Origin of the sequence: Pseudoalteromonas sp. S2755, from assembly GCF_005886535.1 — a bacterium.
GTDB lineage: Bacteria > Pseudomonadota > Gammaproteobacteria > Enterobacterales > Alteromonadaceae > Pseudoalteromonas.
The window spans coordinates 1-24,918 of sequence record NZ_PNDS01000060.1 but is presented as its reverse complement, the minus strand read 5'-3'; the positions used below and the strand labels follow the sequence as shown (position 1 = coordinate 24,918).

Sequence of the window (24,918 nt, the reverse complement as noted above, 5' to 3'; positions counted from 1 at the left end):
ATCCGCAGCTCAGGTTAAATAGATGGCTAGCATGGTACTAGCCATCTGCAGAAAATCGTAGGGCTTACGCTACACCGTAGCTATCACGGTATGCTTTAACTGCATCTAAGTGCGCATCCATACCACCTTGTTGCTCAAGGTAAGTGATCAGATCAGCCAATTTCACGATAGACACCACTTGAGTATTAAAGTCGCGCTCAACTTCCTGAATAGCAGAAAGCTCAGCTTTGCCTTTTTCTTGGCGATCTAATGCGATTAATACGCCAGCAAGATCAGCACCATTAGCAGCGATAATTTCCATCGACTCACGAATAGCAGTACCCGCGGTGATCACATCATCAACAAGCATAATACGACCTTCAAGCGCCGAACCTACTAAGTTACCGCCTTCACCGTGCTCTTTCTTTTCTTTACGATTAAAGCAGTAAGGCACATCTTTATTGTGATGATCGGCAAGTGCAACGGCTGTCGTTGTCGCAATAGGAATACCTTTGTAAGCTGGGCCAAACAATACATCAAACTCAATGCCAGCATCTTCCAATGCCGAAGCATAGAAACGACCTAAACGGGCCAGATCACGACCTGTGTTAAACAAGCCTGCATTGAAAAAATAAGGGCTAGTACGGCCAGACTTTAACGTAAACTCGCCAAACTTAAGCACCTGCTTTTCTAAGGCAAATTCAATAAACTCTTTTTGATACGGTTTCATGTCTTTCCTACTGAATGTTGATTACGCTAACGCTTGCTTTTGTAGATCAATGATTTCACGAATTGAATGTTTCGCAAGACCTAGTAACTCATCTAGCTCGTCGAACGAGAACGGTTCGCCTTCAGCTGTCCCTTGTACTTCAATCAGTTTGCCAGTTTCAGTCATGATCACATTCATGTCTGTCTCAGCTTCTGAATCCTCAAGATACTCAAGATCGGTAATTGGCTGACCTTTATAAACCCCAACCGAGATTGCCGCGATCATAAATTTTAACGGGTTTACATTGATCATGCCTTTGGCACGCATGTGCGTTAGTGCATCTACCAATGCCACACAAGCACCGCTAATTGATGCCGTACGTGTACCACCGTCCGCTTGAATAACATCACAGTCGATAGTAATGGTGTTCTCACCTAACGCTTTTAAATCAACTGCGGCACGGAGCGCGCGTGCGATTAAGCGCTGAATTTCCATGGTACGGCCGCCTTGTTTGCCACGTGCCGCTTCACGGTTGTTGCGCGTATGTGTAGAGCGCGGAAGCATACCGTATTCTGCGGTGATCCAGCCCTTGCCTTGACCTTTCATAAAGCGTGGCACACCCGCTTCTACAGAAGCCGTACATAACACTTTAGTGTTACCAAACTCTACCATTACTGAGCCTTCAGCGTGCATTGTATAGTTACGAGTAAATGTAACCGGCCTGATCTGATTTGCAGTTCTTTCGCTTGGACGCATCCACGTTCCCCCATCATCAAAATTTGCCGTACATTATAAAGGGATCATAGAGACTATGCCACGCGATCCGACTAAAAATAAAATTCACTTTAGGGCTGTGTGGAAATTCGGCTATAATGCCTCAGTTAAACCAAGCTAATTTAGGGACTTTATATGATCCATAGTATGACCGCCTACGCCCGCAAAGAAGTGAAAGGTGACTGGGGCACTGGGGTTTGGGAAATTCGTTCAGTTAATCAACGCTACCTCGAAACCTTTATCCGCGCACCAGAACAATTTAGAGGCTTAGAGCCAGTAATACGTGAACGCCTGCGTAAACACTTACAACGCGGCAAAGTTGAAGTATTCCTAAAGTTCACCGCAAATCCTGCGCACGTTGGCCAACTAACCGTCAACGAATCGCTTGCAAAGCAACTTGTTGAAAGCGCAAAGTGGCTACAATCACAAAGCGGCGGTGATATCAATCCAGTAGACATTCTGCGCTGGCCAGGTGTAATGGAAGCCGAAGAAGTCGATTTAGACACCGTAAACAGCGAACTGTTAGGTGGCTTTGTTGAGCTAGTAGAAGACTTTAAAGCTGCACGAGCAAGTGAAGGCGAAAACCTAGAAACCATGCTCACCACTCGTCTTGACGGTATTCTAGAGCAAGTTGCCATCGTTGAAGGCCACATGCCTGAAGTCACTAAGTGGCAACGTGAAAAACTTTCACAAAAATTAGAAGAACTAAAAACCGATATCGACGAAGGCCGCCTAGAGCAAGAACTGATTTACCTTGCGCAAAAGCAAGATGTTGCAGAAGAACTCGACCGCCTCAAGTCACACGTCAAAGAAACCCACAAAATCCTCAAAAAAGGAGGCGCTTGTGGCCGTCGTTTAGACTTTATGATGCAAGAATTCAACCGCGAATCTAACACCCTAGCCTCAAAGTCAATCAACAGCGACATCACCAACGCCGCCGTTGAACTTAAAGTTCTAATTGAGCAAATGCGCGAGCAGATCCAAAATATTGAATAACACACCGATATTCTATCAGCTTTGAAAAACCGCCTCTCGGCGGTTTTTTATTGGGTTCATTTTATGAAGTATATTAACCTTCATAATTTCGCTAAACTTCAACTGTTATTAGAACAAAAAGGCAACTGCATGATTAACCTTTTCTGTACACAAAAACTCATTGCAAAGCTCCATGTCAATGAAGGAGTTATACCCGCTTGTTCCGATGCAAAGCTGACTGATTTAAGCACGTCAAACACTCACCCTTTGTCAGATTGGCATGCTAATTTGCTCACAATACAGCGCAGAAACTGTGTGCTCCTGATGCATAATCAAACCCGCTTTCCGGTATTTATTATTGGTCTCACCAAACCAGATTTTGCAAAGTTAGATTTTCTATTTGCTGATAGCTTTATGAATACCTTGCTAAAAGTAGGTGCAACTAACCAGCAATTACAAAAAGCAGCTTCATTACTCGGCCCGCTAACAATCGCCAAAGCCAATAACCGTAGTGTGCAAGGGACGATGAATCAAATGAAAGGCGATATAGAACATCAACTTTGGTTCGACCAAATTAACATCATGGATTGTTCGCCTTATAGAACTGCCGCCTGGTTAGCTGAACGCCCTTGCATGGTTAAAGGACAAAAAGACTGTATTTGGCCAATTAAGGAAATGCTCGCTTTATTAAGCTAACGCTCCAATATCAACCTGCTAAGCCATTGCTAACTTAGCCGCCTGTTTCCACATAAATGTCGGCATGGTATTTCGCAACTGCCAAGTGATGTTCATGGGCTGCCTACCAATGTGCGATACATAGTCAACTTCGCCAAAATTAACAAATCCTATGGTTTTGCCAAATTCGTCTTTTGCTTGCTCTCTAACAAACAGAAAAAGTCGCTTACCCTTTGCTTTGTGAGTGACATAGTCTAGACCTCTACCATAATCAGGCCTTGCTGAGTTTTGGCTTTGCCAATGGAAAAGCTGTTCATTTATCGCGTAGTCGTGATACATAGTAGTGGGCGAAAACTGCTTTTCGTTTTTATTCAACGTAACGAATAGCAGCTCAATATTTTGCTCTCGAATGCTAAAAACACCTTCTCGAGAATTCGGCTGCTTTTCAAAAGTAGACACACCAAAACCAACCAATATTTGCTCTCTGGCATAACGAGCATGAAGCTTTATCGGGTGATTGCCCATCATAGGCATGGTTTCTTGATTATGGTGTATACGGTCAATTAACAAAGAGGTTAGACTCGCTAATTCCGATTTTAACCACTGATGCTCAAGTCGGTTTAAACTGTCGTTTATATCTTGGAAGCCAAGCTTTTCTCCTGATTGTTGCCAAAAATCATAATGCAACATGAGTTGGTGTAAATCTGAAGTTATTGCTCCATTAGTAGCGAATTCTTTTAATTTGCTTAGATAGTCATGATCATCACACACTAGCAACCTTGTCTTTACCATTCGGGCAAAGTTACGAACAAGCTCAAGATCCACATCATTTAACAAACCAGCATCTAAACAAAGCTCAGTCCAGCATAGTCTTTTATACAAAGCTTCTACTTCAACTTGTGGGTATACCTTTATGAAATTTGCCAAGTTCATTTCTAAGGTTGAGTCTCGAGAAAACGAACCAGCTAAACCAATTAACCTCTGTCTAGTCAAGGTCGCCTGCTTAATGTTACGCAGCACCATGTCTTGAGTTTGTTTCGAGAGCTCAATGCGACAACCTAAAGGCGCATGAGGAAAGCCATTTTTAATTTCATCACTTATTGCCCCATCGGTTTTGCCAACCAAAGCTCTAAACTTATGAGCAAAGTCATATTCAGCATTGGCATTACCGACAAAGTCTAAAATCGTGCACACCTCTTTGCCGTCGGCTAAGCGCAAGCCTCGCCCCAATTGCTGCAAGAATATCGTTAAACTTTCTGTAGGTCGTAAAAATAATAAAGTGTCGACTTCAGGAATATCGACTCCTTCGTTAAAGATATCCACCACAAATAAAACGTTAATATTGCCTGAACGAAGCGCTTGTTGCTTTTGAGTTCTATCTTGGCTGTTATCACTGGTCAAATAATCGCAAGATATACCTTTAAGCAGGAACTGCTTACACATAAATTCAGCATGCTCCTTGCTGACACAGAATGCCAATGCCTTCATGCAAGACATAGACGTTATAAGCTCGTTTAATGTTTGATAAATCTTCTCAACTCGTTGCTGGTTATGCGTATACAAATTGGTTAACGCAGCTATGTCGTACCGCCCTCGACTCCAACTGACACTTCTAAGATCGGTATCATCATCAACGCCAAAATATTGGAACGGACATAAATGGCGACGGTTAATCGCCTCTGGTAAGCGGATTTCAGCTGCAATCACGCCACAAAAGTCATCAAGAATATTTGCACCGTCATGACGCTCCGGCGTTGCTGTTAATCCTAGCAAAATACTCGGCGTAAACTTATTTAAAATACTGCGATAAGAGCTGGCAGCAACGTGATGCACTTCATCAATGACAATATAATCAAAGTAGTCTCTAGAAAGGGATAAGTTGTTAAGTTGGTTATTTAACATTTGCACCGATGCAAACAATTGTTCATAGCGCTCAGGAGTGTAGTTACTCACCCAAAGCTCGCCAAAGGTCGAGTTCTTTAAAACACCTCGATAAGCCTGACGCGCCTGTTTAAGAATTTCTTCTCGATGGGCAATAAATAAAAAATTAGCATCGGGTTTGTGTTTGAGAAACTTTGCAAAATCAAAGGCCGAAATTAACGTTTTACCCGTACCTGTTGCCGCCACAACTAGGTTTTTAAAGCGCTTGTGTAAAGCTCGCTCAACCTCTAATTGCTCTAAGATTTCTTGCTGATGTGTAAATGGCTTAATTTCAAAGTAATGGTTTGGCTCTTGAACGCCGCCCATTTTGGCATTTTTGAGCGCTATACTAAGCTTTTCTCGTGCCTTAACTTGACCATCAAAAACTTCAAATTCCCTCGAATTCCAGTAGCTTTCAAATGTATTAATTGAACGCTCAATAATGTGCGGAATTTCTTGTGACGTGATCTTTAAATTCCACTCAAGGCCACTGGTTAGAGCAGAATGCGATAGATTTGACGAGCCTATGTAACCTGTATGAAAGCCTGTATCTCGAAGAAACAAATAGCTCTTTGCATGTAGTCGCTCACGCTGAGTATTGTAGCTGAGTTTAACCTCTGTATTGGGCAGTGAAGCCAAAAACTCAACCGCTTTCGCATCGGTTGCGCCCATGTAAGAAGTGGTGATAACTTTGAGCTGCTTACCGCTGCGGGTAAATTCCTCTAGCTCATTTTTGAAAATCCTGATCCCCGCCCATTTTATAAATGAGACCAGCCAATAAATTCTGTCTGACGATCTTATTTCGCGCTTCAACTCACTCTCGAGAGATAAACCTGCATTGCTGCCACAAAATAATTCGCTTTGTGTTAAGCCCGTTAGCGGAAATATATCTTCAACATACTTCTTTAAATCGGCGGCAACAGGATTTTCAATTTCGTATAAAGCCGTAAGTATTTTTCCTTGTCCTGCTAGTAAGTTTTCATCGAAGAATTCATCTTCTCGGACCCTATCTTTAAGCCATAATATCAATTGATTTGATAACTCAATTTGACGCTGTAATTGGTCGTCTCCGGCAGGCAAGCAATTAACCGCATACTCAATGATCCTGCTTAGAAACCGAGATAGCCATATTGCAGCTTCGGCTTGTTCAAGCACACGCTCCCCAATGTAGAATTGCTCTTTATTGAGGCGACCCGTGATCAAGTTAGTGATTATTTGCTCATAAATGCCAGTTTGATTCATAAGTACTGCTATTCCTTTAATTATGAAAGATAAATTTACACGCTCTCGCATTCAGTGAAAAGTGCGGTTTGATTCTTTAAGCGCTTTTTAGCCATTAACACCTCTACCCCCCGCACGTTTAAAACCAACCCAATTAAGCGAGCGTAGTCATGCATTAAGCTAATAGCTAGCTCTCCAATCTGGCTCTTAATCTTTATAAACAAGCTTAAAATTACGTCTAAGGATAATGGCGTTACCATAACTAAAGTTACAGCTACGTCGCACGCCACTCCGAATGTATCGCGGAAATTCTCAGCAAGTATCTCTGCAAACAAGTAAAGAACATAAATGGATTGCGACCTTAGGCAAGCGCAAAATCCGCTGCTGACGCGCTGAATGTACTGAGTTTGTGGGTGATTGTGTAGTTGGGTTCATCGCTTCTATTTTTTCCAAATAAGCCTCACTGATCTGTTGAGTTCATTTAGGAGTTTGCCCCAGTTTGTAGATAGTGCCCCAAATAATAAATGCTCTGTGGGCAGGGTTAGGGTGTGGCTAAGTGACGTGAATTAAGGTCTTGCCCAAACTGCCCCAAAAGCCCCAAAAGCCCAGGGATGAGTGCCAAAAGCCTTGTAAAAAGGGAAGGTCTTGCTCAATTAGAACGCAACAACACATTTAAGCGCATAAAAATGCAAAATATTACACTTTTATGCGCGATAAAGTGTGCAATGCAAGTTGAGTACTCGTCTATGCGTTTTACCGAACGGTGGAATGCAGAGGTTAGAGGTCTACACAAAGTGACTTCATGGGTAACAATCTGTAGACCTTTTGATGGGCTTACAACCTTCAATCAACCCTAAATCAGTTTTTTACTCACGTCATTTGGCCGACCTATAGCCTCATCGTTTAAAACAAATCACTCAAACGATTTAACAATGCTTTACGGCTATTATTCGCCACAACAAAGCGCTTAAAGCGTTGTTCAAACGCCGCTTCATTCGCTTTGAACTGATAGGCCTCACACAGCTGATGCAGATAGCGTGATGCCGCATCGTAACCACTGGCGCAAGTTCGATCCGCTTGCTCTTGTGCTTGCTGCCAGTAGTGCTCACGCCGATTGTAAACATCCGTCAACGCTTTTTCTTTTTCTGCTTTTTCGATGGCTAATTTTTTTGCGAGAGCTGCGGCTTGCTCTTGCTGTAATTGACTTTGCGCTTGCTCAATGAAAGGGGAAATTACCTTGGGGGTTAACCAGTATTGATAGATCTCATCTGTGTTGGCAGGTTCTTTTCGCGTCAGCGCTAAAGCTTGGTGACGGGTAAGCTGGCCTTGCTCAAACAGCGCGCGTAATAGCATGTCTTTCTCAACTTCCGTGAGATTGTTTAGCCACTTATCAAACTGAAACTGGGCTTGTTTGGCTTGATGGCTGGGTTGTGCGTTCAGCATCATGGCGAGTGCTTTAACCAATGCTAAAGGAATATCATACAGCGCTGCAAACGCCAGCACCTCTTCACTGAGGTGCTCAAAATCGAATTGAACTAACGGCACTCGTTCAACGTCATCATTAAAATCAAACGCTTTGAGCCACATAAAGTACACGAGGCGCCAATCCCCTTGCATTAACCCGCTGCGTAAAGCGGCTAAATGCTGAAAAAAGTCGTCAGCATGCTCATCGTCAAAATACTCGTCATACTCCTCAAGGGAAAAGATCAGCAACTGCCACTCATCGTTTTCGTGAACATGAAGCCCATCACTTGAAAAGCCAAGTAAAGCTTCAGGGAGCGTTCCTGCTGGTAGCTTGATGTAGGCATCGATTGAGCCCCAATCGGCATAGTAAAAACCGATATCAAAGTATTTTAACATCAGCTCAAAAGGCTCTGCCTTTAGATCACTGTAGGTGTAATACACCTGAAAGGACGTAGCGCTGATCTCGGCACGGCTTGAAATGGCTCTGAGTGCTTGACGTGCTTTAGTATCTAAATACCCATCCAGACGCTCAAATTTATAGTATTGATATTCGCTCACGATGACCTTGCTATGTATTTTTTGTGAATTGAAAAGTTTGTTTTACTGTCATTGAAAAAGCGCTGCATTTTCTTGTTTGCGCTGCTCCAGTGTTTGAGTAATCGCAGATGCTGTCGTTTTACTGATCCCTTGCTGCTGTGCAAGATAAGTAAATTGACTGATGGCTTCTGCAACTTCTTCAATGACTTGCCTTGCATCATGCCAACTCCCATAACCAGCACTCGTCGCTAGTTTTTGCATCACCTTAAGCGGTGGCGCTTTGCCATAACCTCCGAACGCAGTGGCATGCTCGTTAAATGGATGTGGGCTGTAGGTAACATCGTAAAAAGGGGCAGGATCCCATTGACCGTCATCCACTTGCAAAAACGCCCAGTTTTTACTGTGGTCGTCTTGATTAGACGACAGCAGGTTAAAAACGGCACGGCGAAATTGTAGTTGTCCAGCCGCTGGCGATTTACACAACTGACGGCTGGCTTTAATTAAATCAATGTAATCTAAACTTGGCGTTCTAAAGTCTGCATCCAGCAGCCCGCAAGCGCTGTGCATATGCAGGCGACCTGAACTGCGATTGCCGCTTAAATTGGTCTGCTCCGTGACGTAATCAAAACGCTTAAGCGCCAACCAGGCAGGCGCACCGCTTGTAGGTGGTGCTTCAATGAGTTGCCATTGCGGCGGTTGACACTTAGCAAGTTCTGCCATTTGTAAATAAACCGCCTCACACAAACCTTCTTCATGGCCGAGCGCGAGATTCTTCGAGGTAAATTTAATCAGCCAAGCCTCATCTCTAGGCTGAGCAAAGGTTCGACAATACTGAGTTTCCCCAGCAGGCATATAAATCTGCGCTTTTGGCCTTGCCCCACCCGAACTACCACCCGCGACTAATGCAGCCAGTACCTGCTGAGTATGTCCATCTAACTCATCGTGATTATCATCCATATAATCTGACATTGAAGAATCGAACAGCGTTTGCGCTTCTAAGCCTAAAGTAGCTAAATCAATGTTAGCGTTCGTCGTGGTTGAAAACTCAGACACTGGAGAAAAAGACAGCGCTCCCATGCCTTTATCACCTACAAAAGCCAGCCGGTCCATCGCCGTTAATAGATTAGGCAGGATGCCCTTTTGCCGGAAAATACGATCTTGCAACAGCATGCCCCAGCCATCGGGCAAACAATCTCCAAATACGCCATGTACACCTTGATGCGGCGCTTTAGGTGCGACTTGAACTTGTGTGCTCGACTGCAAAGTAAAAGGTGATAAATTGCCAAACTGCTGCAAATAGCTGTTTGCATACTGAAAAAAAACGCCTTGCCGATTCTGCGCCAAGACCCCTACAGCAACCTGCTCACCTGAGCTTAATCTACGAGTTACCATGAGTTTTTGAATGGGTTTAAAACTCATCTTTTAGTACCTCATCAATACTCGTGGGGATTGCAGCGCGTTCTTTGCTAGGTTGTGTGAGCTGATAAAGCCTATCCAATGAATCGAGGGTCTGCCATAGCAACAGCAATTGGCGAAATGAAATTTGCCCAGTTAGCTCAAACTTCTTAATGGTGGCAGCAGGTACACAGCTTCGCTCAGCCAATGCAGATCGTGACAGTTTTGCCTGCTTTCGTAACTCACGCAAATAAGCCGCATAAGCTTGGCTTACATCGGTATCATCAAGTAAGGTAAAATTCATCCGCAAAGACCAAATGGATACAGTTATATCTATTATAGCGAAATAAAGCAGAAAATGGATATTATTGTATCCACAAATAAATGACATGTTGAAAAATCACTCGATAACCCCCTTCAAAACTTCTATTTTTAAGTCCTAACAGCAGTATAAAAACGGTACTGCTTTTCCATTGCTAACCACTAGGATTTAGTAAAAGCCATAGACAAGTGGTGGGCAGTTTGGTGGGAAAACAGGCATTTTTGAGCGGTTTCTTTTCGGTAAGTTTTTGAGTTTTTATATGTTTAGATTGCCACCCGAGGGTGGCATTTGTCTGTTACTCTTCTTTATTTTCGAGTGCTTCTTCTCGGCGCAGATAAGCACCGGCTTCGTCACTACTTGCACGCAGTTGGTGGTTTTGATCCACCGCCCTCGTTTGCTGATTGAGTTGGTACACTTGTGAGGCATTGCCTAAATCACGCTCGCTGGTAATCGCGGCGATGGATTCTCGGTCTTTTAAGAAGTTAATCACATCTTTACGGATGTCGCCTAGCTGTGCATCGTCTTTATGCATTTCTAAAATATGTCTTGGGTGCTCTAGGTTTTTCATGCCCGTGGCAGCGAAGGTCGTTGATACTATTCTCGACACCACTACCCAAGGGGTAATACTGCTACGTACTAGCGTATTTTCAGAGCGTGTGGAATCGTGAATGCCAGTACCTGTTGATATTTTAGACTCAGTAAATGTCCCTTCACACTTAAAATAAACCAGCAGAGATTCAAACTGCATCTCGGCATAAAATACGTGTGCAGCATTGGTTAGCATTGACGCAAACGATTTAATCAATAGGCCACTTAGCAGTAAATGCACGGCTACCATCACAACGGCGCTGAACGACGCAATGTTTTCTTCGCTGAAGGCACTAGAAAAATTACTGATATTGGCGCTCGTTACATAGTGGTAAATATCTACTACGGCATAAGCAAAAAAGACACTTAACCCAAGGGTCACTAGCAGCAGTAAGTTACCACCTAGCAAAGATAAAAACCTAAAGCGTTCAAATGAATTACCTAAATCTAGGGGTAGGACTTTAGGTTGTACTTCTTGGATCATTTCGCCTTTAAAGCCACCTTTACCATCAACTTGTTCTTGCAAGCTGGGATCTAGCTCACGATAAACCCGGTTTGGTACTTCTTTGTAGCGGCGATTTGCCATCACCAAGTTGTCTAAGTTAATAAATATCTCGTTTGGATGTACTGACTCTTGCCAGTTCTCTCTTAATTCAGACACTTCAACCACTGGGTTTACTTTATCTAAACGCGCTTTAAGCATAACAGCAATAATGGCGCTACAGCCAAGTGCAAGCACGATAACGCCCGTGAGATAAGCCCAAGTGTGAAGGCTAGGTAGCGGCGCAAAAAAGAGCTCAATATCGGCTTTACTTAACTTCCCTTCATCCATGATGTAAGACAAAGTTAGGCCTATCAAGATTGGTAGCACAAAAGAGAGCGAAATCACTTTAGCAAGGGTCGCACTCCCCAAAGATTCAATAGCATGTTCCGCTTTGCGTGAAATCGGTTTAGCCGCGCTGTACCAACATGACAAAATATATATCATCAGTAAGGTGCTATAGATTGGAAAAGTCAGCTCCCCAGCATCACCTGCAAAGCCCGATAGCGATACAAACGCCACCACACCATAAAGCACGAGTGCGGTTAATGTACTCACCCATGCACCAAATAAGCGTTGGCTCATATTTCTGATAGGATAAGGGAGAAAAAGTAATTTAGGTGCAATGCTGTGAAGCAAACGCGATAAGAAACCTTTCGGTTCTACAAACGTGCTGTTCTTTCGGCCAATCAACATTTCTTCTAGCGTTTTAGCACGGTAAGCCACATCAGCCTTTTCTTGCTGAGCGGTTGAAGTTTCTGACTTACTGAAGTTATAAGCTAAAGAGGTGGGGTGATTACGACCCACAAAAAAGCGCAGCGTTGCATATATTCCTTTTGCAAGAGAAGTGATCCCAATACCTAAAATCAACATGCCAAATAGCATGATGATCCAACCCATACCCGCATCGCTCTTAACGGAGCTGGCGGCAATCACCAGTAATGCAATGCCCGCAATAGTTTGTATTGCACCACGAATAGCAGTGATTTTACCTTCCGTTTTAAATGGGTTTTTAAGCCCTAAATCAATAGAGCCATAATCAAAAGCCACTAGCAGCCTCCTTGTATAAACAGTCCAATGTCGGTGGCTAGGAGGTCGTTTAGCTTACGTAGCGTCCTGCCACACCTTTCAATTTCTGCAATACTCTGCACAATAACTTATTAAGTTGCAACGAGTTTCGTTTGAATTCAAAGAAGTTCCCACTTACCATTATCAAATCGTCTAACTTCGTTACAATTAGGCGAAATAGACAGAAGATAAAGCCACTCGTTTTCTACCAATTGTTTTACAACTGAGTGTGCTGTCATGATTTGCTCAAGCGCCTCGGTTGGTGCTTGTACAATGACGCTTAAACGTTGTGGGGTATGCATCCATTTTTCACCGTTGTGAACGGATTGCATTGGCAGGCCAATTCGCAAATCTCCGCCATTGCCCTCAAACACTCCAATTCTGCCCCCCACGACATTATGCAACACCTTGTTACCACTGCCGTATTTGTGGGTATCGGTTACCGAAGCGTTATATTGCATATTGATCCAGTTAGTGACGAGCATAGGGGCGGTTAAAATAGCAGTTAACTGGCTAAAGTCTTGGTCTTGCTCGGCGCTGTATTCGTGCAAAAAGACTCGGCCTTGAAAGTCAACTCCCTGCGTAACTTGTCTCGGTGCGACCACAAATGCTGCATTGTTGGCAAGGCCCCATTCCGGCCTGACTTGAGACCAATCTTTAGTCCGGGCTATAAATTGCTGCTCTAATTGCTGTACAGATAACTCTTTGCCAGTTATCGCAAGCGTATGGGCACGCTCTACTCGAGCCAGATGCGCTGCCTGCTTTAACCAGCGGGTTATCTCTGTATCTATTTCACCATAGGGGGTAATTGTTTCAGTGGTGGTATTATGTAGCGCTGCAACAAAATGGGTTTGCGACGGAATAGCGATGCCTAGCGCGATTAATTCTGCGCGTACAGCTTGGTCGTTAAGAAGTTGCGCAAGTACTTTAACATTTACTTCCCCCGACTGGCCGCCACATGCACCACATTGCAGCCCGGCTTCATGTAAATTATTGGTGGTATGCGCTCCGTGGCCAACCAAGAGGACTGTATCGGCAAATTCAGTCAGTCCCATTCCTTTCAATATGCCAGCTGCGAGTTTAGCTTGCTCCAAAACAGTAACTTCTTGCTCGCCTTGTTTTAACTGCCACTTTCTTGAATCAATATGGCTATCGACGGGGTGCTGAGTTTTTTGCAGTGAAAACACTTTGCTAAATAGCTGATAAAAGTAACTCATCCCCATCGACTCCACCATCGAAAATGAAGCCGCAGCAGAGTGAGACCAGCTATGCCAACGGCCAGCTTGCTGGCGTTTTGTGGCAAGGTACTGGGGGGCTGGCGTTTGTATTGCGGTGATTGGTGCTTTTAACAAGCCGGGTAACTGTGGCCGACTAAAACGGCAGTTCGTCGCATGATAATCAATCGGTAGGCCAAAAAAGCCAGCATAACCTATGGTTTGAATACCTGCGTTTTGAGCTTCGAGCGCGCGACGGATCACCTCTGAGCGCACATCAATACAAAAAGCCGCTTGTAATGTCGGTTTAGATTGCTCACGAGCGCCTTCAGGTTTTACCTGCTGAGCTTTTATCTGTCCCACTAAAGTGGCTTGATAACTAAGCTCAAGTGCCCGCTGAAATACCAGCCGTGGCAACAATGCTTTTTTATGTTCAAGCACAATCTCAGCAAGTTGCAGCTTTTGCTTGTTCCAATGGTATTGAATACGGGTAAAGGTCGTTGGATGGCGCTCACTCACATAACGCCAAATCACCAGCTCCCACGCCATTCGAATTGCCAATAGCGCACGCATATCGGAAGCTGGATGCTGGGCAAGTTCTGCTTGCCAGCGTTCATAAGCCGCCCAAGATGCCCAACCATTAATGTCTAGCAGTAGCATGTGCGCATAATCACTCAGCTCATTAAACCCAATCCCTAAGGTGTCGACAGCGAGTGCAATTAAAGACTCAGGTGATGTTGGCAGAGCCTTAAAGTAATCCACTAAGCCTGACTCCCCCATGACGATGCTTATCCCCAAGTCACGTGATACGGTTTCATGCCAGTGACGATACAAACAGAGTTTATCTTCACCTTGGGTTTGTTTGAGAATAGGCTGCACCTGCTGATAATGCGCGGCGCAAAATTGGCTAATTTGGTGGCTGATCTCCTCCTGCCAAGGCATCTTATGCTCAGAGCGATAACGGTCAAGCAAATCCGCTAATGTATGCCAATGTGGCAACTCGCCACAGTGACTTTTTTTGAGCCAATTAAGTAGCGCATTGGTGCTGCGAACCACCCCGTAATGTGCCGCAGATTGCTGCAATGCTTGCTCTGAAATCGCCTCTTGCTGCCATTTTTCAAGATAAAATGCCACGGGCATCAGCATTCTAACCTGTGCCAACGCACTCATTTTATTGACCACCGCATCAAAGGGCAGATCGCGCATTCCCCAAAATGGATTCACCGCGATCAATTGATCGAGTGGCCAAGTTGGCGCAATGCGTGTTTCAGCACTCAGGAGTTGTTGCTGTTGCGGCTTGGATAGCTGAGTCTGTTTGTTGTCTTGTGTCTCTATCATTACTTCTGCTCCTCGTGCCCTGCAGCATAGCGATGAATGGCTAAGTGTTTCTGCTTTTTAATACTTGGCAAATGGACGGGCCAAAGTAATATGGTTAAACGCGTCATCCACTCGTCTAAATACAAGCCGGCATACAACACCCGAGAGAGTTTTTGCACCGTTACCAAATGCGCGCGGTAATAGAGCAGATAATTTACTACGATGAGTACCACTACCAGACTGAGCAACCAAATATCAGCTCCATCGAGTGCTTGCGCCCTGAGCTCATTTGGTAGCGCGACCACCAAATGAAATAGCCACTTTTGCGCACTATAGGCTGCCAATAACACCGCGGCTGCGGTGATAATTCTAAAATAGCTACTAGGGGCTTGCGCCTCAAAGCGCAGCGCTAGCCACACCGTCAATGCGCCAACCATTAATCCCCAAATACTGACAGGACCTTGATATTCAATAACAACTGCAGCTGCTGTAGTGAGGCCAGTTGCCACGGCAAGTGCAATAAGCCATTGCCACAAGGGTGGCTCAAGTTGGTCGCTCAAGCGACGAGTCAAATCTTCATGGATCCACTGGCTTGAGTTTAAGAATGCGTGGGCTTTGTAGGCTGAATGCGCCAATAAGTGTAGTAGCGCTAATTCATATAGCCCCAAAGCACACTCCACTAGCATCAATCCCATTTGTGCACAGGTTGACCAAGCCAGGCGCACTTTTAAACTGATCCGCGTTGTCATGATAAGTGCGGCCAATAATGTCGTTATTCCTGCCACAATCAAGAGCAGCCATTTCGCAGCTTCTACGCGTAAAATCAAAGGGCCAAACACCATCACCAAAAAACCGCCCAGATTAATGATCCCTGCATGCAACAGAGCACTTACCGGTGTGGGTGATTCAACTACTTGCATCAACCAGCCATGCACAGGCAATTGTGCGCACTTTATCAGTGCCACAATTGCAAGTAAGCCAGCTGCTGATTGATCTAACACAGTCAGTGTCGTTGAGTGAGTTAGATAGTAATCGGTGACATCGTTAATCTGGAGCATGCCAGTGCTGAGGTAGATACAAATAAAAGCCCCCAGCAATGCACTTTCTGCCAAGCGCGCCAAAATAAACTTTTTATGTGCGGCCAATGCCGCTCTCGGGCGGTTAGGGTAAAACAGCAGCAGACGATGCAGGCTCAAACTAATACCGACCCAAGCCAACCAAAATAGGATTAGGTGATTACTGAGCACCACGACAGTCACACTCAGTAAGGTGGTGAGTAGATAGCGAAAATAAAGGCCCCGGTGTTTTTCTCCATGTAAATAGTGAATGGAGTAACGCAGTAAAATAAAGCTCATAAAGCCAATCAATGACACCACGCTAAGCCGTAAAAAGTTTATTTCAAACAGGCTACTGGCAATATCACCTTGCGTTGCCAAACTCCCCCAGCCAAAAGCGATACAAATTGCCACACCGACAGCAAAACCGTTCGCGATACGAAATAACCCAGCGTTACTACGAGACGCTGTGCTCATGAAAGACGCAGCAATCAAAAAGTGTAATAGCAACAACACCACTAAGATATTAATCATCACTTTGTATGCTTCTCACCTAAGTCTTGAATTAGGTCATTATTCCAACCTTTTTAATTTAATAAAAATAGATATAATTTAACTATTCGTTCTGTTTTAATTATGCATAGATGAGCCGACTTAATTATCACCACCTTTACTACTTTTGGCAGGTTGCCAAGCTCGGAAACCTGACTCAAGCTGCTAAAGAATTACATGTTTCGCAATCTGCGCTCTCGACGCAAATCAAACAGTTAGAACATAGTGTCGGAGTATCGCTATTTGAGCGCGTAGGCCGTAGCCTAATGCTCACTGATCAGGGTAAAAAGGTGTTGAGCTACGCCGATGATATTTTTACCACGGGGCAAGAGCTCGAAGCCTTGCTAAGCAAAGGCGTACAGTCAACCACCCACGTGACGATTGGGGTGTTGACCACTCTGTCACGTAACTTTGTAGAAGCTTTTATTAGTCCTTTAATGCGGCGTAGCGATGTGCAATTTAAGTTAAAGTCAGGCAGTATTTCAGAACTACTCAACGGCTTAACCAATTATGAGCTGGACTTAGTACTTACCAACCGCACAATAAATCTAGATACTTCAGATCCCTATTGGCAGTGCCAACTGGTTGCCAAGCAACCTCTTGCGATCATTGGTCCGCCAGCGCTCAAGCCAAGCACGCCATTTCCACAAGGCTTTGAAAAAACACGCTGGATCTTGCCTCCCGCCAATTCGGATGTACGCACCGCGTTTAATGCACTATGCGCTCAGCATCAGTACTTTCCCAACATTTTGGCAGAGGTCGACGATATGGCGATGATGCGACTACTGGCACGAGACAGTGGCGCGGTGGCCGTTTTACCTGCCGTAGTAGTAAAAGACGAAATCGCCCAAGGGGTGCTACAACAGTATCAAGATTTGCCTAATATCTATGAGTATTTTTATGCCATTTCAACACAGAAAAAGGTTGTTCCTGAAGCAATTAAAACGCTACTGAAAGAAGCGCATGATAGATCCGAGCATTTTTAATGCTCGCTGATTTTTATCCACCTGAAAGTATTAGAAAGTCACGGTTTATTTCTGTTTTTTAACTTAACCCATATTAACGTAAGAAAATTGGCCTAAGCACTTGACCAATTGATGTTTCTTTAGCAAGCTGAAACTATAGGATAAAAATTCGACGAGGCAGTTATCGTGTTCAAGCTTGCGCACAATGGCAATATCTTAATGGATGTGAAGTCTGCTTCACCGCCAAGTGCCGCGTTTGTGATTGAAGCACTTGAAAAGTCACAATTTGCAGATTGCGAAATCGATCACGACTCGATTAATGCCTTTTTCCAAAGCGACTTCCCCGAGAGCCAAATCGTCGTTGCTAAACAACATGATGCTGAATTTGAAGTCACCTTAAGTGACGATAAAATGCAAGCATTTGGACAACTTAAAACGGCTCGTGGTGGTAAAGCGATATCATTAGAAGAAGCGAAAAAAGCCATTGTTAAAGCAGGCGTCAGTCGTGGCTATAAGCAAGCTTACCTAGAAAATATCCTGCGCAAACAATTTGAACTTCCACCTGGCGAAGAAGCATCTGGATTAATCGCCCAAGGCCGACCTCCGCAAGACGGCCAGTCAGCAAAATTACTGCCGCATGTACAAACTTTAAAAGAGCGACTCAAGCAGCCTAGAATGCGTGAAGATGGCACCGTTGACATGCGTGATTTTGGTAAGCTTGCAAGCGTGGCACCGGGTGACTTACTAGTGACTCAAAAGCCCGCAACGCCTGGTAAAGAAGGCTTTACTGTAACCGGTGAAAGTATTGAAGCAAAGCCTGGCGAGTCATTTCAGCTTATGGCGGGAGAAGGCACCGAGATAAACCCCAACAATCCACTAGAGCTTATCGCAACTATCGCAGGTTGCCCCTCAGATATCGCCAACGGTATGCGCGTGGATGACGTATTTACGATTGCCGATGTCACAGTAAAAAGTGGTCACGTTGACTTTAATGGCAGCGTTGTGGTCACCCATAATGTGGAGCCGGGTATGCACGTGACTGCACAAGGCGATATCACAGTGCTCGGCACGGTGGAATCTGGAGAACTTACCGCTGGCGGTAACATTGAGGTACGAGGTGGCGTGATCGGCCACGTTGACCATCAAAATAATGAGCAAGGCTTAACCTGCAAACTTATCGCCAAAGGCAATGTTGAGATTGCCCATGGACAATATACTTATCTTGAGGGCGATAACATTATTATCAATAAGCAAAGCAATCACTGCGATATTAAAGCGCAAAAGCTGGTACAAGTTGGTACCGGCGATCACCCAAGTGGCAAGCTGATAGGTGGCTCAATCATTGATGCGCAAATGGTAGTTGCAGGTGAAATTGGCAGTGAGTCTGGCGCTAAAATGATGATTTATCTGGCACGCAAAGGTCTTAAAATCACCCAAGAAACCGACACTTTATTCAAAGAAGTCGCCGCTACCAATGATTCTTTAGACCAATTACAACAAGCGATTGAAAAAGCAGAATTAGTAAAAGATGCTGCTAAAAAGCAGCAACTCAAAACTAAAATTGGCGCAACACAAATGCACTACTGCCAGCAGGCCGAGCATCTTGAGCAAAAGCTCAGCCAACTTGATCACGATTTACACGATTTGCTCGACAACACGAAACTTACGGCAAACAAAGCGCTTCATTCAGGAGTGGAAATCCATATATTTGACCGCGTGTATAAAACAACCCGCAGTTATCCCCCTTGCTCAGCAACACTGCAAGAAAACCAAGTTAAGATAGACTTTAAAACCGCGGGCTCCTAGCCTGCACTTTACTTTAGCGCTGACATTTAGAACAATACACTGTGCTGCGTTGCCCTAAACGTATCTCTTTTAGTGGCGTTTCGCAGCTAATACAAGGCTCACCTTTACGGCCATACACTAGCAATTCTTGAGCAAAATAACCCGGTTTACCATCACTTTGAGCAAAGTCTTTAAGTGTCGTCCCCCCTTGTTTGATAGCTGAACTTAAGGTTTCCTTGATGATTGGTGTCAGTAATTGGTAGCGTTTAAGTGAAATTTTACCTGCTTCTTTTTTGGGATGGATCCCCGCTTTAAACAAAGATTCATTAGCATAGATATTACCCACACCAACCACCACATGATTATCCATAACAAATTGTTTAATCGGCTGCTTCTTGCCTCTGCTTTTTTCAAATAAGTACTCTGCAGTAAAGAGCTCGGTCAACGGCTCAGGACCCAGCTTTTCAAAAACGCTATGATCTTCGCCCGCACCTTGCCATAAAAAGGCACCAAAGCGACGCGGGTCGTTCAATCTGAGCGACTTACCTGAGGCCAGAATGATCTCCACATGATCATGCTTTTTTAGTGGCTCGGTGCTATCAACAACACGTAAGTTTCCTGACATCCCCAAATGCAAAATCGCAGTGCCATGCTTGGATTCGATAAGCAAATATTTTGCCCGTCGCTTAACCGCAAGCACCTTCTCACCCTCAAGCAATTGCACTTCCTCTGGTACAGGCCATCTCAACTTACCATTGTGTACTTTTACGCTTTGGATAATGTGTTGCTCTAAATACGGTTGAATGCCTAAACGGCTCACTTCGACTTCTGGTAACTCAGGCATAATTCACTCTATTACTGTGTGGTATTACAATTCTATCGGTTGAAACAATACTTTGGCTTGCTCAATATCAAGCTCAAACCAACGCTGTTGTTGTTTATCAAATAATACAAAGCCATTATCGCTTGGATACAGTTGATAGCTGAGCGGAAGCTCTTGAGTTGCCAGCCAAAACTGCGCAGCGCTGAGCGCGGGTTCCAACTGCTTTGGCGCCTCAACAACCAATAGCTGTAAACTTTGCCACTTGGCGACAAGCGCACGTAAGGCATCTTCACTAAAGCTCTGGTTTGAGCCTTGCGGTATCTCTATACGCCAGCTCGTGCCAATGCGTTCAATTTTATAGCCCGGAAATGCCACGGTTAAGACAAAGCTTTGCTCTGGTAGCACAGCTTGTATCTTTGCTTTGTCGTCGCTGGGATTCAATTTATAGTGGAGTCCGTTGAGAAAAAAGATCATCAGTAACATGGAAAAGATCACCACGTTATTCCACGCCTTACGGCTCATTTGAATCATACCCATCTCCTAAGCGTTTGAACGGCTAGTGTATAATACTAATTTGCATTTATACATGCTCAATTAGCCCTCGCTCGCTGAGGCGATTCCGCCTAATTTAACAATCTGTCATTACCGCACCCGATCTACGCCAAATTGCGCATTTACACTATTTAAATGGCAAGTTATTTTGCTAGAATGTGGGCAAAATTTTAAGGAGTTCCGTCAATGGCAATGTATGTAGTGGGTCATAAGATCCCTGATTCAGATTCAATCTGCGGTGCAATCGCACTTGCTTATTTAAAAAACCAAATTGGTGAAGAGGCAATCCCAACGCGCTTGGGTGAAGTCTCACCAGAGACTCAGTTTATTCTTGACCGTTTTGGTTTTGAAGCACCAGAGCTTAAGATGAGCTATGCTGGCGAAGATGTGTATATCGTTGACCACACTGAAAAAACACAAGCACCAGACGACATCGATAAAGCAACTGTGGTTGGCGTAGTTGATCACCACAAACTAGGCGACCTTACAACTTCAACACCACTTGAGTGTTGGATCCGCCCTGTTGGCTGTAGTAACACGATCATTAAAATGATGTACGACTTCTACGATGTCGAAATCCCAGCAAACATTGCTGGGATCATGATGTGTGCAATCCTAAGTGACACGGTCATCTTCAAATCACCAACTTGTACTACTGCGGATATCAAATGTGTTGAAGCACTTGCAAAAATCGCGGGGGTTGATGATGCTAAAGAGCTTGGCATGGAAATGTTCAAGGTGAAATCAGCAGTTGAAGGCACACCAATTCGTGACTTGGTTATGCGTGATTTCAAAGACTTTAACATGAATGGCAACCTTGTTGGTATTGGCCAGCTTGAAGTGGTTGATCTTGCTGTATTTGATAAGATCAAAGATGAGCTACATGCCGATATCGCAAATTTAAAAGAAGAAGGTAGTCGCCACAGTGTGATGCTGCTACTTACTGATATCATGAAAGAAGGCTCACAAATGCTGATCGCTTCTGATGATGAAGCGATCATCGCAAAAGCATACGACGTTGAGCCTGAAGCAAGCAAAGTATGGTTGGACGGCGTACTGAGCCGTAAAAAGCAAGTTGTACCACCATTGCAAGACGCATTTGCTGGTTAATACTGCACGCCGAGGTGAACGCCTCGGCTGTTTTTTATGCTGCACCTCACTCCTGGTATATTCGCTTCCTTTGTCAACGACTTGAATGCCGCGTGCCATTCACATCACCTTATTCAAATTAACCTACCCTTGAGCAACTGTATCGCACAAGTTGGTGACAAGACGCTATTTGGCCCAAGCGTAATTGCAGGCGGTGTAGAACATAGCTTAAAAATGACCTCCGGGTGGGTAATACTAGTCGAGCCAAAAAGCTTGTATGGTAAGCAACTCCAGAGCAACAGCTGCGCAACAATCAAGATAAATACTGCACCAAAGAGCAATGCCAAGCTTGCCGAGTTAATACGCACAGTAGGACTTACCGAGCTCCCGACGACCGATTTAGATCCACGAATTAATCGTCTATTGACGCAATTAGATGCTTGTTTTAACGCACAAACTTGCCTTAAACCCAGTCACTTTAGCGCCAATACGATTGCCAAGTCACTTTATCTCTCACCAAGTCGCTTTTTACATCTTTTTACCGAGCAAGTGGGGATAGCGTGGCGACCTTATGTGCTGTGGCGCAGGCTGATCTGCTCAGTTGTTGCCATACAGCAAGGCAACAACCTTACACAAGCTGCCATGCTCGCGGGGTTTGCAGATAGCGCTCATTTGAGCCGTACATTTAAACGGCAGTTTGGCATCACACCGACTGAGGCATTAAAAACACAAAGCACTATAAACTAAGCCGTCTGTTTATTACCTCGTTTATAAGCTTCACCAATCAACTTGACCATAGGCAGCGACGATATGGTTAATACGACAAGAAAAATAATCGAATGAACAATCATCTCATCGACCGTATAGCCAATACGAAACTGAATAAATGCCTGAAGCTGAATGTAAACATTAGCAGCAACAAATAGTGCTAAGGACACGCTCCAAAACCACACATCCGTGATAGGACGCTTACCATAAGCGACGCAAAAGGCACCAAATACATTTAAGAGATCTGCGACCAATAACACAATCCCAGTAAACATGCTTGATTCTATTGCTAAATGATCCGGCAGCGTAAATGCATCATAGATTGAGGCAATAAACGTCAGTAGTAAGAAATAAAATAAGACTTTCCATTTCATGCAAGCGACCTTTCATAACCGTAATATATGTTATCGCGGTCACTTGATCGCTGCGTCCGTGCTTCCTCAGTACATATCTTGTCAACAACCTCTGTTGCTTTTCTCATAGGATCCTTCCCTAAATACAAAATAAAAAATCTAAATGTATACCCATTAACTAACCATGAACTTAGCCAGTTTATTCAAGCTTAGTTACCTAAGTTGTATCACACTACTACCAAAATAGGAGCATAACCATGAAACAATTTTTAGTAACTACCCCCTTAGTTGATTATCAACATTCAGAGATCCAAAGTTTAATAGAAGCAAAAGGTTGGCGGCAACTTGATGAAATCACGGCAGCGGAGCAAATCTATAACTTCGTCAAAGACGACATTGAGTTTGGCTATAGTAAGACTGATACACTAACTGCAAGCCAAGTGCTTAAGCAAGGCTATGGACAATGTAATACCAAAGGAACATTACTGGTTGCACTGCTCAGGGCTTGTGGTATTCCCACCCGAGTTCATGGGTTTGAGATAGCCAACGATCTTAAACAAGGGTTAATCCCTCCCCTACTGACGTGGTTTGCTCCAAAAAGTATTATCCATAGTTGGGTTGAGGTTTATCTAGAGGCGAACTGGGTAGAGCTTGAAGGTTACATAATAGATGACGGCTACCTTAAACAGGTTCAGCAACAGTTCTCTATGGCACGAAACTTTACTGGATTTGGTATTTCCACTCCCTGTTTACAGCAACCCAATAATCGCTTTTCGTTAAAGGGTGCATATATTCAAAAACAAAGTATCACACGCGATTTAGGGGTTTTTACAAATCCAGATACGCTTTATCAGCAACACAAAAATCTAACTGGCATCAAGCAGTGGTTGTATGCTCACGGCTTGAGACATTGGATAAATCTACGAGTAAAACGCGTAAGGGCTGGGCGCTTCAACTAAATTCAAAATAGCAACCTGGCCGTAATTGTTGCTGGCATTTTTAAAACTACAGCTACTGCGCAAGTATCACGCAGTTACGGCCTGCAGCTTTGGCTTGGTACACCGCATGGTCTACTGCTTTTAACGAATGACCAAACGGTAAATTGGTATTAACTTCAGCAACTCCAAAACTTGATGTAATGGCTATCTCCCCTGACGGTGTGGAAATAACCGCTAGCTCTATTTCCCGTCGCAAGCGCTCGGCAATCACCATCGCAGAGTTTACTGGCGTGTTAGGTAACAGCACGATAAATTCTTCGCCGCCTAAACGACACATGCAATCTTCTAGCCTTAGGGTATTCACACAGATTTCGGCAAAGCTTTTTAGCACTAAATCACCGGTTTCATGGCCGTAATTATCGTTGATTTTTTTAAACTGATCTATGTCTAGCATCATCATACTAAATGGATGATCAAAGCGGGCATGACGACTGATCTCACGTTTTGCGTTATCCATTAAAAAGCGTCGATTACTCAATCCCGTGAGTGGATCTTTAAACGCCATGTCAGTGAGTTGCAGCTGTAACTGCCATAACTCTTTAACCAGTAATCGGCGACTACAGCAGTCTGCAATCATCTCTGCAAAAGCGATTTCATCTTTATGCCACGTGCGTACACCATCATTTCCTTCACAGCACACCACCCCGTGTGGAATACCATTTTTAAAGATCACAGTATCTAACATGGTTACTATGTGGTTTGGGGTTAAATAACACTCTTGAAATTCAGATGTTCTGGGATCCGCAGCCGCGTCGTTCGCATTTATTGATTGTCCGCTGTTAATTGCAGAGAAATAAGCTGGAAAGTTCTCATACGTTAAGGCTGGTAATTGCATCGGTAATTCATCATCCTGCCAATCCGTATTCGCAACATTGATAAGCTCAGAAGGTTTGTCAAGATCGTCAAATAGCCAGACAGAAACTCGAGTGACGTCTAAGGTACGTTTACCTTCATCAAGTAAATCAATCAGGAAGCTTTGAAATGTTCCCGATACATCAAGTTCCTGCGAACTGAGCCGCCTAAGCCTCTGAGTGACATTGCTAAAGTTCTTCAACATAATACGAAGATTTTATTCTTTTCCGCTAGCATAACGCGCCATAATTTTTAAGCATAGTCTTAAATACTAGAATTATTAGGAATATTTTCACACGATTATGTAAGAAATAAGAATATAAGTAGAGCAACCCAGGGTGAGAGCATACTTCGTTAACGACCATTAACCGAAGATAAGCTCTGCCCTGAATTCATCGTCAAAGCTGGCCCGAACGCACTTGCCACG

At 44.1% G+C, this 24,918-nt stretch carries 20 protein-coding genes; 7 read left to right on the top strand and 13 right to left on the bottom strand.

Features of this window, described 5'->3' with window-relative positions; translation table 11 throughout:
* Positions 1-64: 64 nt before the first annotated feature.
* Positions 65-709 carry an orotate phosphoribosyltransferase gene (gene pyrE, locus CWC03_RS11635; protein WP_017217061.1) on the bottom strand — a complete coding sequence of 215 codons (645 nt, stop codon included), beginning with the start codon at positions 707-709 and terminating at the stop codon, positions 65-67.
* A gap of 21 nt (positions 710-730) precedes the next feature.
* Complete coding sequence (gene rph, locus CWC03_RS11630) at positions 731-1,444, bottom strand: ribonuclease PH (RefSeq protein ID WP_010377321.1); 714 nt, start codon at positions 1,442-1,444, stop codon at positions 731-733.
* 153 nt (positions 1,445-1,597) lie between these two features.
* Here rph and CWC03_RS11625 point away from each other — a divergent pair, with 153 nt between their 5' ends.
* Positions 1,598-2,458, top strand: a complete 861-nt coding sequence (locus CWC03_RS11625; RefSeq protein ID WP_138582073.1) for a YicC/YloC family endoribonuclease — start codon at positions 1,598-1,600, stop codon at positions 2,456-2,458.
* Positions 2,459-2,587: 129 nt separating this feature from the next.
* Positions 2,588-3,133, top strand: a complete 546-nt coding sequence (locus tag CWC03_RS11620; RefSeq protein ID WP_249314015.1) for a DUF6933 domain-containing protein — start codon at positions 2,588-2,590, stop codon at positions 3,131-3,133.
* 18 nt (positions 3,134-3,151) lie between these two features.
* Here the strand turns inward: CWC03_RS11620 and CWC03_RS11615 are convergent, their stop codons facing one another.
* From CWC03_RS11615 to CWC03_RS11580, 7 genes are all read right to left on the bottom strand, one after another.
* Positions 3,152-6,274: a DEAD/DEAH box helicase gene (locus CWC03_RS11615; protein WP_138582071.1), complete on the bottom strand. Its 3,123-nt coding sequence runs from the start codon at positions 6,272-6,274 to the stop codon at positions 3,152-3,154.
* Between the two features lie 882 nt (positions 6,275-7,156).
* A complete protein-coding gene (locus CWC03_RS11605) occupies positions 7,157-8,275 on the bottom strand; it encodes a hypothetical protein (RefSeq protein WP_138582070.1) in 1,119 nt (372 codons plus the stop codon).
* A gap of 48 nt (positions 8,276-8,323) precedes the next feature.
* Positions 8,324-9,673, bottom strand: coding sequence for a type II toxin-antitoxin system HipA family toxin (locus tag CWC03_RS11600; protein ID WP_138582069.1), 1,350 nt, complete (start codon positions 9,671-9,673; stop codon positions 8,324-8,326).
* Entirely contained in the window at positions 9,663-9,953 is a 291-nt protein-coding gene (locus tag CWC03_RS11595; RefSeq protein WP_010605716.1) for a helix-turn-helix domain-containing protein, read from the bottom strand. Before CWC03_RS11595 ends, CWC03_RS11600 begins: the two co-directional genes overlap by 11 nt.
* A gap of 313 nt (positions 9,954-10,266) precedes the next feature.
* On the bottom strand, positions 10,267-12,150 hold the full coding sequence (locus CWC03_RS11590; RefSeq protein ID WP_138582068.1) for a hypothetical protein: 1,884 nt from the start codon (positions 12,148-12,150) through the stop codon (positions 10,267-10,269).
* A 137-nt stretch (positions 12,151-12,287) separates the two neighbouring features.
* Complete coding sequence (locus tag CWC03_RS11585) at positions 12,288-14,720, bottom strand: YbcC family protein (RefSeq protein WP_138582067.1); 2,433 nt, start codon at positions 14,718-14,720, stop codon at positions 12,288-12,290.
* Entirely contained in the window at positions 14,720-16,288 is a 1,569-nt protein-coding gene (locus CWC03_RS11580) for an NADH-quinone oxidoreductase subunit L (protein WP_138582066.1), read from the bottom strand. Before CWC03_RS11580 ends, CWC03_RS11585 begins: the two co-directional genes overlap by 1 nt.
* A 110-nt stretch (positions 16,289-16,398) precedes the next feature.
* Between CWC03_RS11580 and CWC03_RS11575 the strand changes: the two genes are divergently transcribed.
* Together CWC03_RS11575 and CWC03_RS11570 are read left to right on the top strand one after the other, a co-directional pair.
* On the top strand, positions 16,399-17,292 hold the full coding sequence (locus tag CWC03_RS11575) for a LysR family transcriptional regulator (protein ID WP_138582065.1): 894 nt from the start codon (positions 16,399-16,401) through the stop codon (positions 17,290-17,292).
* Between the two features lie 165 nt (positions 17,293-17,457).
* Entirely contained in the window at positions 17,458-19,077 is a 1,620-nt protein-coding gene (locus CWC03_RS11570; protein ID WP_138582064.1) for a flagellar assembly protein A, read from the top strand.
* Between the two features lie 13 nt (positions 19,078-19,090).
* Here CWC03_RS11570 and mutM read toward each other — a convergent pair whose 3' ends face one another.
* Both mutM and CWC03_RS11560 read right to left on the bottom strand, forming a co-directional pair.
* On the bottom strand, positions 19,091-19,900 hold the full coding sequence (gene mutM, locus CWC03_RS11565; protein ID WP_138582063.1) for a bifunctional DNA-formamidopyrimidine glycosylase/DNA-(apurinic or apyrimidinic site) lyase: 810 nt from the start codon (positions 19,898-19,900) through the stop codon (positions 19,091-19,093).
* Between the two features lie 24 nt (positions 19,901-19,924).
* Positions 19,925-20,410 (bottom strand): hypothetical protein, encoded by a 486-nt coding sequence (locus CWC03_RS11560; RefSeq protein WP_138582062.1) that lies wholly within the window; start codon positions 20,408-20,410, stop codon positions 19,925-19,927.
* Between the two features lie 207 nt (positions 20,411-20,617).
* Here CWC03_RS11560 and CWC03_RS11555 point away from each other — a divergent pair, with 207 nt between their 5' ends.
* Positions 20,618-21,541 carry a manganese-dependent inorganic pyrophosphatase gene (locus CWC03_RS11555; RefSeq protein WP_138582061.1) on the top strand — a complete coding sequence of 308 codons (924 nt, stop codon included), beginning with the start codon at positions 20,618-20,620 and terminating at the stop codon, positions 21,539-21,541.
* Between the two features lie 36 nt (positions 21,542-21,577).
* Entirely contained in the window at positions 21,578-22,267 is a 690-nt protein-coding gene (locus CWC03_RS11550) for a helix-turn-helix transcriptional regulator (RefSeq protein ID WP_138582060.1), read from the top strand.
* Here the strand turns inward: CWC03_RS11550 and CWC03_RS11545 are convergent.
* A complete protein-coding gene (locus tag CWC03_RS11545) occupies positions 22,264-22,662 on the bottom strand; it encodes a hypothetical protein (protein ID WP_138582059.1) in 399 nt (132 codons plus the stop codon). The genes CWC03_RS11550 and CWC03_RS11545 overlap by 4 nt on opposite strands.
* Before the next feature lie 236 nt (positions 22,663-22,898).
* Here CWC03_RS11545 and CWC03_RS11540 point away from each other — a divergent pair, with 236 nt between their 5' ends.
* A complete protein-coding gene (locus CWC03_RS11540; RefSeq protein WP_138582058.1) occupies positions 22,899-23,600 on the top strand; it encodes a transglutaminase-like domain-containing protein in 702 nt (233 codons plus the stop codon).
* Positions 23,601-23,652: 52 nt separating this feature from the next.
* Here the strand turns inward: CWC03_RS11540 and CWC03_RS11535 are convergent, their stop codons facing one another.
* On the bottom strand, positions 23,653-24,696 hold the full coding sequence (locus CWC03_RS11535) for a sensor domain-containing diguanylate cyclase (RefSeq protein WP_138582057.1): 1,044 nt from the start codon (positions 24,694-24,696) through the stop codon (positions 23,653-23,655).
* Positions 24,697-24,918: the final 222 nt, after the last annotated feature.

Bases quoted from the DNA above. Each gene is read 5' to 3' on its own strand.
- CWC03_RS11595 (WP_010605716.1), bottom strand. From the start codon at position 9,953: ATGAATTTTACCTTACTTGATGATACCGATGTAAGCCAAGCTTATGCG.
- CWC03_RS11550 (WP_138582060.1), top strand. From the start codon at position 21,578: ATGCTGCACCTCACTCCTGGTATATTCGCTTCCTTTGTCAACGACTTG.
- CWC03_RS11625 (WP_138582073.1), top strand. From the start codon at position 1,598: ATGATCCATAGTATGACCGCCTACGCCCGCAAAGAAGTGAAAGGTGAC.
- CWC03_RS11615 (WP_138582071.1), bottom strand. From the start codon at position 6,274: ATGAATCAAACTGGCATTTATGAGCAAATAATCACTAACTTGATCACG.
- CWC03_RS11540 (WP_138582058.1), top strand. From the start codon at position 22,899: ATGAAACAATTTTTAGTAACTACCCCCTTAGTTGATTATCAACATTCA.
- CWC03_RS11535 (WP_138582057.1), bottom strand. From the start codon at position 24,696: ATGTTGAAGAACTTTAGCAATGTCACTCAGAGGCTTAGGCGGCTCAGT.
- CWC03_RS11545 (WP_138582059.1), bottom strand. From the start codon at position 22,662: ATGAAATGGAAAGTCTTATTTTATTTCTTACTACTGACGTTTATTGCC.
- CWC03_RS11580 (WP_138582066.1), bottom strand. From the start codon at position 16,288: ATGATTAATATCTTAGTGGTGTTGTTGCTATTACACTTTTTGATTGCT.
- mutM (WP_138582063.1), bottom strand. From the start codon at position 19,900: ATGCCTGAGTTACCAGAAGTCGAAGTGAGCCGTTTAGGCATTCAACCG.
- pyrE (WP_017217061.1), bottom strand. From the start codon at position 709: ATGAAACCGTATCAAAAAGAGTTTATTGAATTTGCCTTAGAAAAGCAG.
- CWC03_RS11575 (WP_138582065.1), top strand. From the start codon at position 16,399: ATGAGCCGACTTAATTATCACCACCTTTACTACTTTTGGCAGGTTGCC.
- rph (WP_010377321.1), bottom strand. From the start codon at position 1,444: ATGCGTCCAAGCGAAAGAACTGCAAATCAGATCAGGCCGGTTACATTT.
- CWC03_RS11600 (WP_138582069.1), bottom strand. From the start codon at position 9,673: ATGAGTTTTAAACCCATTCAAAAACTCATGGTAACTCGTAGATTAAGC.
- CWC03_RS11560 (WP_138582062.1), bottom strand. From the start codon at position 20,410: ATGATTCAAATGAGCCGTAAGGCGTGGAATAACGTGGTGATCTTTTCC.
- CWC03_RS11620 (WP_249314015.1), top strand. From the start codon at position 2,588: ATGATTAACCTTTTCTGTACACAAAAACTCATTGCAAAGCTCCATGTC.
- CWC03_RS11555 (WP_138582061.1), top strand. From the start codon at position 20,618: ATGGCAATGTATGTAGTGGGTCATAAGATCCCTGATTCAGATTCAATC.
- CWC03_RS11585 (WP_138582067.1), bottom strand. From the start codon at position 14,720: ATGATAGAGACACAAGACAACAAACAGACTCAGCTATCCAAGCCGCAA.